This window comes from Micromonospora musae, from assembly GCF_003626545.1.
Classification (GTDB): domain Bacteria; phylum Actinomycetota; class Actinomycetes; order Mycobacteriales; family Micromonosporaceae; genus Micromonospora; species Micromonospora musae.
This window is the reverse complement of sequence record NZ_RAZS01000007.1, coordinates 215,281-228,979: the sequence shown is the minus strand read 5'-3', so window position 1 is coordinate 228,979 and position 13,699 is coordinate 215,281. Positions and strand designations below refer to the sequence as shown.

Below are 13,699 nucleotides of genomic sequence, written 5' to 3'. Positions count from 1 at the left end.
CTCACCCCGCCAACTGGTGCGCGTTCACGAAGTCGTACGGGGCGAGCGGGCCGAGCAGCCGCATCAGGACCAGGCCGCGCCGCTGCTCGGCGAAATCCTCGACGGCGTCCACGAATTCGTCCTCCCGGTCGGCGTCGACCAGGAAGGCGACGTTCACCGCGTCCAGCTCGTTGCTCGGCGGCCGCGCGACGCCCGCGACCGTGAGTGGGCCGAGGGTGTCGAGCAGCTCCCGGTTCTCCGACTCCCGCCGCAGCTCCACCGCCTGGCTGATGATCTCGCCGAGCCGGATGCGCTGCCCACGGGTCGCCTCCTCCGGCTGCCCGCGTACCTGGTCGGCCAGGTCGGCAGCGGACGGGTTGTCGTCGAGCACGCTCTGAACCAGCGCGGACTCGTCGTAGCGGCCGTGCACGACGTACTGGACCTGACCCTCCAACTCGTCGAGCGCCGCGGCGAACCGGTCGCCGTGCGCGTCGAGCAGGTCGACCACCGCGTCCGGGCCGGTCACCACCGTGCCGAACCGGACCGGCAGCACCGGGGCCACGGTGGCCGTACCGTCGAGCAGCTCCTGGTACGCCGTGAGGTCCGCCGGCCGGCCCAACGCCCCCTGCAGCGGCACCTCACCGACCAGGGCGGCCACCCGTCCGTGCCGCACCACCGTCACCTCGCCCGGCGGGTCGCCGACCCCGGACGCGTCCGGGGTCGGCTCCACGTCGGACGGCACGATGCCGTAGATGAACAAGCCTCGCTCCTCACTCATCGTGCTGTTCCTCGCTCCGGCGCCGGCGGCGGGGCCGCTCCCTTTCGCGGTCGGTGCCGAGTTCGCCGACCGCGTCCCGGACCGCGCCGCCGATCGCTCCGACGGTCTTGCCCAGGCCGGAGGCGGCCTTGCCGGCGGTCACCGCACCGGTCGCCCCTTGGACGAGGTCGGGCAGGCCCTTCTGGTTGCGGGGGGTGATGTCGAGCCGGTCCACCGCCTGCGCGAACCGCAGGTACGTCTCGACGCTCGCCACCACCACCCTTGCGTTGATCTCCAAGAGCTGGATTCCGACGACGGCCACCGAGATCTGCGCGTCGATCACCACGCCCTTGTCGAGCACGGTCTCCACGACGTCGGCGAGCCCGGACGACGATCCGCTGCGCTGCAGCGCGCCGCCGGCCTGGCCGTCGTTGGTAGCGATGGTCACTGCTCCGACTCCTCCCGACGACGACGGACCACGGGACGACGCGGCGCCTGGGGGCGGCGGGGACGAGCCTCCTCCTCGGCCTCCGGCTGCTCCTCGCGCGGGCGGGCCCGGCGGGCCCGTTCCGGAGCGCGGCGGCGAACCCGACGAGGCTCCTCCGGCTCCTCGGGCTCCTCCTCGTATTCGTCGTGGTCCTCGTCGTACTCGTCCTCGTACTCGTCGTACTCCTCGTCGGCCGGGCGGCGGCGAGCCGGCCGGCGACGCGCGCCGGTGGCGGGCCGGGGGCGTTCCCGGCGCGGCTCCTCCTCGCCGGGCTCCTCCTCGCCCGAGGTCTCCCGGTCGGCGGACGGCGCCCGCCGCTTCCGGCCCGGCCGTTCGCGCTCTCCCTGCTCGCGCTCCTGGTCCTGCTGCTCCTGGTCCTGCTGCTGCTCCTGCTCCTCGCGTACGGCCGTGTCGTGGTCCTTGACGACCCGCGAGTCCTCGATCTCGCCCCGCCAGCCGGAGACCGAGTCGGGGTCGAGGACGGTCCGCGTCATGACGTGCCGGACGAAGTGCTTCAACTCCAGCCGGACGCGGCGCCCCTGGGCCCGCCACAGGTTCCCGGTGTGCTCGAAGAGCCCCTGCGGGTGGTACTCGAGCACGACCAGGATCCGGGTCAGGTCCGGGGTGAGTTCGTGGAAGCTGACGGTGCCGTCGACGGAGCCCTTCTCCCCCTTCGACCGCCAGTGGATGAGCCGGTCGGGGATCTGCCGGACGATCGTCGACTCCCACGTCCGGTGCGACCAGAAGACCTGCGCCTTCCACGTGAGCTTCTCGTCGGACTCCGTGTCGACGTTCTCGACCTTCTTCATGAAGCTCGGGAAGTCCCCGAACCGGGTCCACTGGTCGTACGCGACCCGCACCGGCACGCCGACCTCGACCGTCTCCACGATGTTCGTGACCTTGATCTTGCGGGCGCCGCCGCCCGTACGCTCCTTGCGGCGGCCGAGCGCCGACATCACCTTCTCCTTACCGCCGGCCACGCCGGCATGGATCATCGCTTTCATCGGGGAATCCCCCTCGGCCATCCGCTGCGCGCCGGTGGCGGCCGCGATCAGGCCGGGGCCGCCGCCCTGCTTGGCGTACTCGCTGAGCCGGTGCGTCGCGCCGGTGACCTTCTCGGTCAGCGCGGACGCGGCCCGCTCGCCGAGCGCTTCGGCCAGGTTCCGCACCTCGTCGGCGAGCTCACCGCGGACCTTGCCGCCCAGCCCGCCGCTGCTCGGGTTCGGTGCCATGCTCATCGCCTCCGCCGCTGGCCGGCGGGCTCGGCCTCGTCCGTCGACTGCTCGGCGCCGGACGCCTGACCGCTGATCGAGGCGGTGCGGCGGCGTAGCGCGTTGGCCGAGTCGTGCAGCTTGCCGCTGAGCGCGTCGACCCCACTGCCGGCGGCGGCGGTGGCCGCCGCCTTGCCGGCCATGGCCAGCGGGCCGCCGAGGCGGCCGAGGTTGCCCAGGTGGGGGGAGGAATTCAACAGGTCCGTGCCCCGCTTCAACAATCCGTCCGGATGCATGCTCGCCCGGCCCGCCGCGACGGCGGCGGCAAGGGCGAGGGCGGTACGCAGTTTGCGGCGACGACCGATCAGATAGCCGAGGCCCACCGCGAGTCCGATTCCTGCTCCTCTGTTCATCAATTCTCCTTCGCTCCCCGCTGTTCGGACGCCTGTCGCCGTCGGGGCCGAAAGGGGCCCGCTGATCGACGTGGCCGGGACTCTCCCTCAGGCGTCCCGTTTTGGCGGACCCGGCGGGCAGTACCCGAGGGTCAGATTTCGAAACCGCAGGAGCTATTTCGTGGCGCGCCCGGAGAATTGAATTACGAAGGCGGTGCAATGAGCCGCCAAAACGGGCGTCGGGGCCTTTACATGCAGCTCAGGGGCGATAAGTGGGCACCGGGGCGACTACCGCAAGAATGGTGTCAGAGCGCCGGCGGTGTGGCGTCGAGGGAGATTTCGGCGTACACCTTCTCGCCGTCGTAACGCAGTTCGGCACCGGATTTCCCGAGCACTTGAAGCGCCTGCGTGTTGTCCGGAGTCGTCTCCGCGACAACGGTACGCATGCCGGCCGCAGCGGCCTCGTTGAGCAATTCCCGAAGAGCCGCGCCGCCGAGGCCCTGACCGCGCGCCGACCGGCCCAGCCACATACCGGTCTCGACGGTGCCGGGCTGGTCGCGTCGGGTCATCCGGACCATCCCCACCACCTCGCCGCCGGCCAGGATCGCGTACATCTGGGTGCGGGTCGGACCGCCGAGCCCGGCGAAGCTGGCGCGGTGGAAGTCGCGGAAGGCCTCCCGGCGCGCGTGCGACCAGCCGGCCGGTGCCTCCACCGGCGGCATCACCTCGCCCGGCTCCGCCTCGGCTGCCGCTACGGAGAGCAACGGCTCGAGGTGCCGTTCGCTCATCGGCTCCAACCGGACCGCACCCGTCACGTGGCGCAGTTTGCCGCTCTCACCGGCAGAAGTCCACCCCGTTGGGTCGCTACTGACGGTCCGTCGAGCGGGACCGCCCGGTCGGCTGGCACCGCCCGGTGCTTCACGCTCCGCTACGGCCCGGACCGAACTCGCAGAGCACCACGGACGCGTCGTCGACGCTCTTGTGCCGGCGCAGCCGGTCGGCGAGGTCCCGTTCGGCGGTCCGGACCTGGTCGATCAACGCACCCGGCCCGTCCGTGGTCACCAGATCGAGCAGCCCCGGCCAGTCGACGAGGCCGAACTGCTCCACCGCGCTGGAGGCCCCGTCGCTGAGCAGCGCGGCCCGTCGCAGCGCGCCCGGCCCGTGCAGGGGCACCGTGCCGGTCACCGCGTGGTACGCCGCGTCGGGATCGGCGGCCGCCACCCAGTACCCGTGCGTCTTGTTCATGCGTTCCCGCTGCAGGCCGACGGCCCGCCGGAACCGGGTCAGCCGGTCCGCCATCGCGCCGGCCGGCACCGCGGCGACGGTCTCCCGGAGGTCGGCCATCGCCCGATCCAGCCGGTCGTCGGAGACGACGCTGATCCGGCCACCGGCGTCCAGCACCAGCGGGCTGTCACAGAGCACCAGGTAGTCCGCCTGGTCGCCGCCCTCCCGGAGCAGGCAGACGGTGCTGGAGGGGGTGCCCGGATGGTCCAGGTCGCAGTGGCCGTCGTGGTCGGCGCGTACCGCGAGGATGGCCGCGGCTAGGTTGCTCATCAACGACGCCGTCGGCCGCGCCGCCTCGGCCAGTCCGATCCGGGCGGCCAGGTGCCGCACGTACCACTCCGGCCCGTGTACGCAGCCGGTGTCGAAGCCCTCGGGGACGGTGGCGCCGTCGAGGACGCCGACCAACGATCCGAACCGGAAGACGACGTCCTCGTTCACCTCCCGCCCGGGCGCTGGAGCGGAGGCGGAGCGGACCCGCATCAGCGGAGCCCGCCCCACCGCCCGCACCGGCTCAACGGCGGAGTTCACCGGCGGCCTCTTGCGCCTGCCCACGCATCTGGTGGGCGGCCGAGCGGCCCTGCTCCCGTACGGCGCCCGCGCCCCGGATGGCCGTGGACCCGACGGACTGCGCCGCCTGCCGGGCCGGCTGCCGCATGTTGTCGCGGAACTGGTGACCGAACTGGCCGGCCTGCTCACGCAGCTCGCCCGCGTGCTGGCCGACCTGCTGGCTCATCATGCCCCGGGCCTGCCCGGCCAGCTGCCGTTCGCGACGGCTCGCCGGCAGCAGGGCGGAGACCAGCAGGCCCGCGCCGAAGGCGATCAGGCCGGCCGCCAGCGGGTTGCCGTGCATCTGCTCCCGGGACTGCTGCCCGACCGAGCGGGCCTCGTCCCGCATGGAACCGGCGGCGGAGGACATCCGCTGCCCGGCCTGCTGGCCCATCTGCTGGGCCGAGCCGGCGGCGGAGGACATGCGCTGTCCGGCGCCGTCCCCCATGTGTGCCGAGCTACCCATCACCTTCTCCTTCATCCGGGTGAGCGCACCACGCGCCTCCCCGACGCGGTCGCCCGCTATCCGGCGCGGGCTGACCTTGTCGGCCAGCGCGTCGATGTTGTCACTCAGATCTCGCCGGGTGTGTTCGATCTGCTGTCGGATCCGATCCGCATCGGTCGACATCATCTGCTCCCTCCCGGCCGGATCACCGGCCGCGCAACGCGTCCGGCACCTGCCGTGCGGTCTGCTGCGTCCGCGGCAGCACCTCACGGAGCTGCTTGAGCTTCGACCGCCCGACCACAGCCGTGATGGCGGTGACCACCGCCCAGAAGGCCGCCACGATAAGCGCGGCCCAGCCCTGGTCCATCACGTTCGACAGACCCCACCAGGCCGCGTACGAGAGGAACAGCACCGTCAGGAAGCCGGCCAGCGCCGCGCCCCCGAACATGCCGCCGGCCTTACCGGCCTGGACGGCCTCCTCGCGCAGTTCCGCCTTGGCGAGGTCCACCTCCTGACGGAGCAGGGTGGACATGTCGCGGGTCACGTCACCCAGCAGGTCGCCGACCGACTGGGTGCGCTCCGTCACCGGGGCGCTCACGGTGCCACCCCGCCGGAGATCCCCGGGTCCTGGCGCCGGCCGTCGGGCGAGATGTTCTGTGCCCGCTGCATCCCGGCGTACGGGCCCGCTGCCTCGTACGGTGTGCCGACCTGCTGCTGGTACCGGCCGGCTTCCGTCGGCTGGTTCAGCTGGCCACCCGGGCGCCGCCCGTTGCCGGACGAACCCATGTTCCGGACGAACCGGCCGAAGAGCAGTCCGGTAACCGCCGCACCGGCCAGGAACACGCCCGGATGCCGGCGGGCGTACCCGCGTACCTCGTGCAGCACGTCGGCGGGTTCGTTCTCGTCGAGCCATCCGGCAGCCCGCTGCGCCACGTCCGCCGCCCGGCGGACGGCCTCACCGGCGAGCTGCGACTCACTGCCCTGCGCCATCGAGTCGAGGTCGCGGCCGAGACCACGCAACCCGTCGGCGGCTCGGTGCTTCTGCGACTCGGCCTGGTCACGCAGCTGCGAGCCGGCCTCGCCGCCCAGGTTCCGCACCTGCTGGCGCGCCTGTGCGGTCACTTCGCGGCCCTGCTCGGCCATGGCGTGACCGACCTGGCTGCCGGCCTGCGCGGTCGAGTGACCGACCCGGGAGGCCTGCTGGCGGGCCTGCCCGGTGGTGCTGTCCGGCGGTCTGTTCCTGTTGATCGCCGTCATCACACGCTCCCTTCCTCTGCCCCCGGCCACGGTCGAACCCGGGACGTCTGCCGCCTACCCGTCGGGTCCGGCGACATTCGTTGGTCACCGACCGGTGGTGGCGTCGGCGGGGCCGGGATCCGGCCAGACCAGGCCGGCTCGGCGGGCCGGACGATCGACGGGCACGATCGGACGAGCGGGGCCATCCCCGACGGGGTGACCGGAGGCGCGCAGCCGGGCGGATCCCCCGGCAGGGCGAGACGGGACGTCGACCCCAGGTCGTGATCGGGGTACGTGCCGCCTCTGCCGGGCAGTCGTGGGGCCGAGCCGGTCACCCGCGACATCGAGGACGAGGCGGCCCCGGTCCTCGCTGCTGGGTGGCCGCAGCGGCTCGAACTGGTTCCCGGGGCGTCAGCGGCGACGGTTCCGGGCCCGGGAGGAGCGCAGGCGGCGCAGCCGACCGATGAGCACCGGCTCGGCGGCGAGCGCGGCCGGGTTGTCGAGCAGCCCGTTGAGCAGCTGGTAGTAGCGGGTCGCCGAGAGACCGAAGACGTCCCGGATCGCCTGCTCCTTCGCCCCGGCGTGCCGCCACCACTGCTGCTCGAACGCGAGAATCGCCTGCTCACGCTCGGTGAGCCCGGCCGCCGTCCGGGCCGCGTCCGCCGTCGGGCCGACGGTCTCCGCCGCGGCCTGCGCCGTCGCCGCCGCGCCGTCCTCCTCGACGACGTCGCCAGCAACAGTGCTGGTGCTGTCACCGGGAACGGCCTCCACTGCGGGCGCGGGCCGGGGCGGTGGCACGGGCCGGGACGTCACTCGGGACGCGGCTTCGGTCACCTGTTCGCCGGTACGGGGAGCGGGGGTCCGTGCGGTGTCGGCGGACTCCGCGGGAGTGGTCGTGGGCGGCTCGGCGGCGGCCGGGGCGGCGTCGGCAGGCTGCATGGCGCTCCTCGGTCGGACGGGCCGGCAGCGGGGACAGCCGACCGGGGACACCAGCCTAACCAGGGCGGACGCCCGTCGCATCCGGCGCTTCGGGCCATCGACGCACTGGTCGCGCAGCAGCGACCAGGGTCCGTTTCACAAGGCTCGCCCGAGCGACAGGGCCGCCCATCGGGTCTCCCCGGTGGACGGCCCTCGCCGGTGCTCGACAGCGGAGTTCAGGACCGCGGTCGACGTCCTCAGTCGCGGCTCGACATCAGGAGATGTCGCGGCGACGCATCGCCCAGAGCGCCGCGCCGAGGACGGCCGCGACGCCCACCACCAGCAGCACCGACGACTGCTGCCAGGTGATGTCGAACGTCTCGGGCTTGCACTCCCCGAAGACCGTGGCGTTGCACGACTCCCAGTCTTGCAGCGTCACCTTCTTCTGCATCCAGGCGAGCACGTACGTCGGCAGCAGCCAGACCTGCGGGAACCGGACGTTCGCCATCTCCAGCAGGATGCCCAGCCCGAACTGGCCGACCACCGCCACCGCGACCACGCCGCCGAGGGCCATCGCGGTGTGCCGTCCCAGCGAGGCCAGGGCGAAGCCCACCGTGGTGACGACCAGCACCAGCACCACGGCGCGCAGCCCGGTCAGGGTGACTGACTGCCACACCCCGCTGGTCACCTTCTCGGTAGTGCCACGGAACGTGGCGACCAGCCAGAACCCGGCGAACCACGCCACCGCGGCGGGCAGGGTCACCGCGAGCATCCCGGTGAGCAGCGCCGCGAGCTTGGTCAGCAGTACGGTCAGCCGCTTGGGCCGCCACAGCAGGAGATTCATCATCCCGCCGCTGCTCCACTCGGCGCCGACGAAGGACGCGCCGATCACGAAGCCGACCAGGGCCAGGATCGCCGCGAACGGGATCAGCGTCTCCGGGAACGTCTCCCGGAAGTTGAAGGTGGACGGCAGGAACCACGAGGCCTCGATCGCCTCGCGCGGAGGCGCGGTGATCATCGAACAATCGTCGGGGTAGCGGCCGTCGTTCGGCGTACCGGCCGCCTTGGCCGCCTCACAGGCGGCCCGCTCCTGCTCGCTCCAGCGGACCTGCTCCTGGTACTGCCGGTCGGCCTGGCGCTCGGCGCCGGCCACGGCGTCGGCGTCGAGCTTCTGGTTGGTGAAGAACGTCCCGAGCACCACGGCGACGAGCACCAGCAGGCCGAGCAGCGTCATGTAGCGGGTGAATCGCCGCTTGGTCAGCCGGCGCAACTCCGTACGGTAGAGGCTCACGCCCCCCACCCCCCTCCGGTGGCACCGGACTCCGGCCCACCGACCTTCAAGGACTGGTCGACCTGCCGGTGCTGGCCCGGAACGGGCGCGGTGGCGGTCAGTTCGAGGAAGACGCTCTCCAGGTCGACGGTCACCGGCGAGAGCTCGCTGACGTAGAGACCCTGCTCGGCGAGGATGCGGGTCACCGCGGCCGGCTTGTCGACCCCGGCGAGCATCAGGTGGTCGTCCTGCCCGGTGACGCGGATCCCCGAGCGGGTGAGCGCGTCGGCGGCGGCCGGCAGGTCGGTCACGGCCTCCAGGCGTACCCGCACCGCACCGGAGGAGTGCTGCGCCAGCACCTCGTCGACCGGACCGAACGCGACCCGGCGGCCCAGCGAGATGATGGTGACCGAGTCGCAGATCAGCTGGATCTCGCCGAGGATGTGGCTGGACAGCACCACCGTCATGCCGGATTCGGCGAGGTTGCGGGTGAGCGTACGCATCTCCCGGATGCCGCCCGGGTCGAGGCCGTTGGCCGGCTCGTCCAGGATCAGCAGCTTCGGGTTCTTGAGCAGGGCCGAGGCGACCGCGAGCCGCTGCTTCATGCCGAGCGAGTAGGTCTTGACCCGCTCGCCGGCCCGGTCGCGGAGCCCGACCAGCTCCAGCACCTCGTCGACCCGGTTCGCCGGCACGTCGCCGGCGGACGCCAGCAGGGAGAGCGTGTCCCGGGCGGTGAAGTGCGGAAAGAACTGCGGGCTCTCCACGATCGCGCCGACCTGTCCGGCGACGACCGGGAGCGCCTCGGGCACCTGGTGGCCGAGGATGGACATCCGTCCGCCGTCGGGCCGGATCAGACCGAGCAGCGTACGCAGGGTCGTGGTCTTGCCCGACCCGTTGGGGCCGAGGAAGCCGTGCACCTGCCCGGCCTCCACCCGCATGTCGAAACCGTCCAGCGCGTTGCGGGTACCGCGCCGACGGCTCTTGTAGGTCTTCCGTAGACCTTCGATCTCCAGGACAGCTGGCAAGCTGCACCTCCCCCGATGGTGGGCGTGACAGCGGACACCATACGCGGTATGCACGGCCGCGCAATACGCGGTATGCACCGACGCGCCGACCAGGGGTTCAGGAGTGGCTCCCCGACCGTCGCCGGTGCCCGAAAAGACGACCCTTTCCGCAGGTCAGGCGCAGACGACCTGCACGCCCGAGAGACGGAACGCCTCGACCACCGCGGGGTCGGCGCCGGAGTCGGTGACGAGGGTCTCCACCCGGTCCACCGAACAGATCCGGGCGAACGCGTGACCACCCAACTTGGACGAGTCAGCGATGATCACCACTCGTTTGGCCCGGGCCACCATCAGGCTGTTCATCGCCGCCTCGCCCTCGTGGTGGGCGGCGGCACCGAGCTGCGGGTCGATCGCGTCCACGCCGAGCAGGGCGATGTCGAGGGTCACCTCGCGCAGCAACGCCCCACCGAGGGGGCCGACCAGCTCGAACGACTTCGGCCGGACCACGCCGCCGGCCACCACGACCTTCATCCGGGAGCGGACCAGCAGTTCGTTGGCGATGTTCAGCGCGTTCGTCACGACGGTCAACTGGGCGCCGTCGGTGTTGGTGTTCAGGTCCGGTCGTACGGCCAGGGCGCGGGCCACCTCGGTGCTGGTGGTGCCGCCGTTGAGGCCGACCACCGTGCCGGGCACGACCAGCGCCGCCGCGGCGGCCCCGATCCGCTGCTTCTCCGCCGAGTGCTTCGCGGTCTTGTAGCGCAGCGGCAGGTCGTACGAGACCCCGTTGGCCACCGCGCCACCACGGGTACGGGTGATCATCTGCTGCTGGGCGAGCTGGTCGAAGTCCCGCCGGATGGTCGCCTGGGAGACGTCCAGCCGCTCGGCCGCCTCCTCGACGCTGACCCGGCCGTCCTCGGTCAGCATCTCGAGCAGGGCGTTCCATCTGGCGTACCGGTCCACCTGGGGGCCCTCCTGCGACTGCACCTTCGGTGATTGATTGCGTGCACAGTAGTGCGCGAAACTACCCAGGCGCAAAACATTGACCTGCTCGATCCGGGTACCGGTTGCCACAGCCACCCGGTTTCGCGCAGAATGACGCGCGAAAGACGGGCGTAATGAGCCCTATTGCGCACGGCCACCTCCTGCGAGGAGCTCTCATGGCGTACGTCGACGCGGAGATCGCGAGCCAGCCCGACTGCTGGCGGAGGGCCGCGGAGTTGGCCAACGAGGCCCGCGCCGACCTGCCGGCGCCCGGTGAGCGGGTCGCCGTCGTGGGTTGCGGCACGTCGTGGTTCATGGCCATGGCGTACGCGGCGCTGCGTGAGCAGGCCGGCCAGGGCGAGACGGACGCCTTCCAGGCCTCGGAGTTCCCGACCGGCCGCCACTACGACCGGCTGATCGGCATCACCCGCTCCGGCACCACCACCGAGGTGGTGGAGCTGTTCGAGGCGCTCCGCGGGCGTACCCGCACGACGGTCATCGTCGGCGACCCGGACTCCCCGGCCGTCCCGCTCGCCGACGCCGCCATCCTCATGCCGTTCGCCGACGAGCGCTCGGTGGTGCAGACCCGGTTCGCGACCACGGCGCTGGCCCTGCTCCGCGCCCACCTGGGCGAGAACCTCGACGCGCTCGCCGCCGACGCCGAGGTCGCCGTCCGGGCTCCGCTGCCGATCGATCCCAGCAGCATCGAGCAGGTCACCTTCCTCGGTCGGGGTTGGACGGTCGGCCTCGCCGAGGAGGCCGCGCTGAAGTGCCGCGAGGCGGCCACCTTCTGGGCCGAGGCGTACCCGGCCATGGACTACCGGCACGGCCCGATCTCGATCGCCGCCCCCGGCCGGCTGGTCTGGGCGTTCGGCGCCCTCCCCGACGGGTTGCCGGAGGACGTCGCCGCGACCGGCGCGGCGTTCGTGCACAGCCGCACCCACGGCTGCCGTACGGTGCTCGGCAGCTGGTCGGCGGGGCGGAACCCGGTCGACCCGATGGCCGACCTGATCCTGGCCCAGCGGTTCGCGGTCGCCCTCGCCACGAGCCGCGGCCTCGACCCGGACGCCCCCCGGCATCTCACCAGGTCCGTGGTGCTCGCGTGAACGGTGACGTCGTCGTCGCGCTCGACGTCGGCGGGACCGGCATCAAGTGCGCCCTGGTCCGCCCGGACGGCGCCACCGTGCACACCGAACGGCACCCGACGGCCGCCGCACGGGGCCCGGCAGCTGTCGTCGACACCATCCTGGACGTCGCGGAGGGGCTGGCCGGTAAGGCGCGCGCCGACGGCCTCACGCCCGTCGCGCTCGGCGTCGCCGTACCGGGCATCGTCGACGAGGCCCGCGGGGTGGCGGTCTGGTCGGCCAACGTCGGCTTCCGGAACGTACCGCTGCGGGATCTGGCGGTGGCGCGGCTCGGCCTGCCCGCGACGCTCGGCCACGACGTGCGGGCCGGCGGGATCGCCGAGGCCCGGCTCGGCGCCGGCCGGGGCGCCGGACACGTCCTCTTCGTCGCGATCGGCACCGGCATCGCGGCGGCGCATGTGGTCGACGGCTCGGCGAGCCTCGGAGCGCACGGCGCGGCCGGCGAGTTCGGGCACATCCTGGTCCGGCCGGGCGGGCCCCGCTGCGGCTGTGGCCGGCTCGGCTGCCTGGAGGCCGTCGCCTCGGCCTCGGCGGTCGGCCGCCGGTACGAGGAGCTCGCCGGTACGCCGGCCACGGCGGCCCAGGTCGGCGAGCGGGCGGCCGCGGGTGAACCGGTCGCGGCGCAGGTCTGGCGGGAGACGGTCGAGGCGCTGGCCGACGGGTTCGCCACTGCCCAGGCGCTCTTCGACGTCGCCACGATCGTGGTCGGCGGCGGGCTGGCGCAGGCCGGCGCGCAACTGCTCGACCCGCTCCGGGCGGCGCTGCACGAACGGATGACCTTCCACCGGGAGCCGCGCCTGGTCGCGGCGGCCCTCGGCGACGAGGCCGGCTGCCTCGGCGCCGCCCTGCTCGCCCTCGACGCCCACCGTGGCGTCCCGACAACCTTGGAGGCGCCATGACTGAGCGGGTCAGCGGCAAGGTGGTGACCCCGGCGGGTGTGATCCGGCAGGGCTGCGTCGAGTGGGACGGCGAGCGCATCACCGCGGTGGCCGAGTACCCGTCGGTCCGGGACGGACACTGGATCCTGCCCGGCTTCGTGGACATGCACACCCACGGCGGCGGCGGGCACACCTTCACCACGGGAGACGCCGACCAGGCCCGGCAGGCCGCCGCGTTCCATCTGCGACACGGCACCACGACGCTGCTGGCCAGCCTGGTCAGTTCCCCGTTCGAGCTGATGCGGTCGGCCACCGCAGCGTTCCGCCCGCTCGTACAGGAAGGGGTGCTCGCCGGCATCCACTTCGAGGGGCCGTACCTCTCGGCGGCCCGGTGCGGCGCCCAGAACCCGGAGTACCTCCGGGACCCGTCCCCCGACGAGCTGGCCGAGCTGATCGAGCTGGGTGGACCCGCCATCCGGATGATGACGATCGCCCCGGAGCGCAACGGCGCGCTGGAGGCGGTGAAGCTGCTCACCGCGCACCGGGTGGTCGCCGCGGTGGGCCACACCGACGCCACGTACGACGAGACCCGCGCGGCCATCGCGGCGGGCGCGAGCGTCGGCACCCACCTGTTCAACGGGATGCGACCGGTGCACCACCGCGAGCCCGGCCCGGTGACCGCGCTGCTGGACGCCCCGAACGTGGTGTGCGAGCTGGTCGCCGACGGTGTGCACCTGCACGACGGGATGCTCACCTTCGCCTCCTCGGTGGCCGGGCCCGAGCGGTCCGCCCTGATCACCGACGCGATGGCCGCCGCCGGGATGCCCGACGGCGAGTACGAGCTGGGTGGCCAGGCGGTCACCGTCGCCGACGGCGTGGCCCGACTCGCCCGCGACGGCGCGATCGCGGGCAGCACGCTGACCATGGACGAGGCCCTGCGACACGCCGTGGCCGCCGGTATCCCGATGGCGGACGCCACCCGGATGGTCGCGACCACGCCGGCCCGCGCGATCGGCCTCGGCGACCAGGTCGGCGCCCTCCAGGTGGGGCTCCGCGCGGACCTGCTCATGCTCGACGAGGACCTCAACGTGGTCCGGGTGCTGCGGGCCGGCGCCTGGCAGGACTGACCCCGCGCTGACCCACGCTGACCCGCTCCCGGCAGGGCT

General features: G+C 72.9%; 16 protein-coding genes. 3 read left to right on the top strand and 13 right to left on the bottom strand.

Going from position 1 to position 13,699, the window contains the following annotated elements; all coding sequences use genetic code 11:
• Position 1: 1 nt before the first annotated feature.
• The 13 genes from D7147_RS21045 to D7147_RS20985 all read right to left on the bottom strand — a co-directional run bounded on the left by D7147_RS21045 (position 2) and on the right by D7147_RS20985 (position 10,489).
• Entirely contained in the window at positions 2–757 is a 756-nt protein-coding gene (locus D7147_RS21045) for a GvpL/GvpF family gas vesicle protein (RefSeq protein ID WP_120680290.1), read from the bottom strand.
• Positions 750–1,184 carry a gas vesicle protein GvpJ gene (gvpJ, locus tag D7147_RS33780; protein WP_120680288.1) on the bottom strand — a complete coding sequence of 145 codons (435 nt, stop codon included), beginning with the start codon at positions 1,182–1,184 and terminating at the stop codon, positions 750–752. The genes D7147_RS21045 and gvpJ overlap by 8 nt, the downstream gene beginning before the upstream one ends.
• Positions 1,181–2,461 (bottom strand): SRPBCC family protein, encoded by a 1,281-nt coding sequence (locus D7147_RS21035; RefSeq protein WP_233563262.1) that lies wholly within the window; start codon positions 2,459–2,461, stop codon positions 1,181–1,183. Before D7147_RS21035 ends, gvpJ begins: the two co-directional genes overlap by 4 nt.
• The gene (locus D7147_RS21030) at positions 2,458–2,847 is read right to left on the bottom strand and encodes a hypothetical protein (RefSeq protein ID WP_147434682.1); all 390 of its coding nucleotides are present in this window, start codon (positions 2,845–2,847) and stop codon (positions 2,458–2,460) included. Before D7147_RS21030 ends, D7147_RS21035 begins: the two co-directional genes overlap by 4 nt.
• A 284-nt stretch (positions 2,848–3,131) precedes the next feature.
• Positions 3,132–3,641, bottom strand: coding sequence for a GNAT family N-acetyltransferase (locus D7147_RS21025; protein ID WP_120680282.1), 510 nt, complete (start codon positions 3,639–3,641; stop codon positions 3,132–3,134).
• A 103-nt stretch (positions 3,642–3,744) separates the two neighbouring features.
• On the bottom strand, positions 3,745–4,638 hold the full coding sequence (locus D7147_RS21020) for a hypothetical protein (protein ID WP_120680280.1): 894 nt from the start codon (positions 4,636–4,638) through the stop codon (positions 3,745–3,747).
• Positions 4,622–5,284 carry a DUF3618 domain-containing protein gene (locus tag D7147_RS21015; RefSeq protein ID WP_120680641.1) on the bottom strand — a complete coding sequence of 221 codons (663 nt, stop codon included), beginning with the start codon at positions 5,282–5,284 and terminating at the stop codon, positions 4,622–4,624. Before D7147_RS21015 ends, D7147_RS21020 begins: the two co-directional genes overlap by 17 nt.
• A 22-nt stretch (positions 5,285–5,306) precedes the next feature.
• Complete coding sequence (locus D7147_RS33140) at positions 5,307–5,699, bottom strand: phage holin family protein (RefSeq protein WP_120680278.1); 393 nt, start codon at positions 5,697–5,699, stop codon at positions 5,307–5,309.
• A complete protein-coding gene (locus D7147_RS33135; protein ID WP_120680276.1) occupies positions 5,696–6,358 on the bottom strand; it encodes a hypothetical protein in 663 nt (220 codons plus the stop codon). The genes D7147_RS33140 and D7147_RS33135 overlap by 4 nt, the downstream gene beginning before the upstream one ends.
• Before the next feature lie 390 nt (positions 6,359–6,748).
• The gene (locus D7147_RS33130) at positions 6,749–7,276 is read right to left on the bottom strand and encodes a DUF3263 domain-containing protein (RefSeq protein ID WP_233563261.1); all 528 of its coding nucleotides are present in this window, start codon (positions 7,274–7,276) and stop codon (positions 6,749–6,751) included.
• A gap of 253 nt (positions 7,277–7,529) precedes the next feature.
• On the bottom strand, positions 7,530–8,546 hold the full coding sequence (locus D7147_RS20995) for an ABC transporter permease subunit (RefSeq protein WP_120680639.1): 1,017 nt from the start codon (positions 8,544–8,546) through the stop codon (positions 7,530–7,532).
• Positions 8,543–9,550 (bottom strand): ATP-binding cassette domain-containing protein, encoded by a 1,008-nt coding sequence (locus tag D7147_RS20990; protein WP_120680274.1) that lies wholly within the window; start codon positions 9,548–9,550, stop codon positions 8,543–8,545. Before D7147_RS20990 ends, D7147_RS20995 begins: the two co-directional genes overlap by 4 nt.
• Before the next feature lie 153 nt (positions 9,551–9,703).
• Positions 9,704–10,489 (bottom strand): DeoR/GlpR family DNA-binding transcription regulator, encoded by a 786-nt coding sequence (locus D7147_RS20985; protein ID WP_120680272.1) that lies wholly within the window; start codon positions 10,487–10,489, stop codon positions 9,704–9,706.
• A 197-nt stretch (positions 10,490–10,686) separates the two neighbouring features.
• Between D7147_RS20985 and D7147_RS20980 the strand changes: the two genes are divergently transcribed.
• The 3 genes from D7147_RS20980 to nagA are packed head-to-tail and all read left to right on the top strand — an operon-like array spanning position 10,687 to position 13,660.
• Positions 10,687–11,616: an SIS domain-containing protein gene (locus D7147_RS20980; protein WP_120680270.1), complete on the top strand. Its 930-nt coding sequence runs from the start codon at positions 10,687–10,689 to the stop codon at positions 11,614–11,616.
• The gene (locus D7147_RS20975) at positions 11,613–12,554 is read left to right on the top strand and encodes an ROK family protein (RefSeq protein WP_120680268.1); all 942 of its coding nucleotides are present in this window, start codon (positions 11,613–11,615) and stop codon (positions 12,552–12,554) included. The genes D7147_RS20980 and D7147_RS20975 overlap by 4 nt, the downstream gene beginning before the upstream one ends.
• A complete protein-coding gene (gene nagA, locus D7147_RS20970; protein WP_120680266.1) occupies positions 12,551–13,660 on the top strand; it encodes an N-acetylglucosamine-6-phosphate deacetylase in 1,110 nt (369 codons plus the stop codon). Before D7147_RS20975 ends, nagA begins: the two co-directional genes overlap by 4 nt.
• The last annotated feature ends 39 nt before the right edge of the window (positions 13,661–13,699 follow it).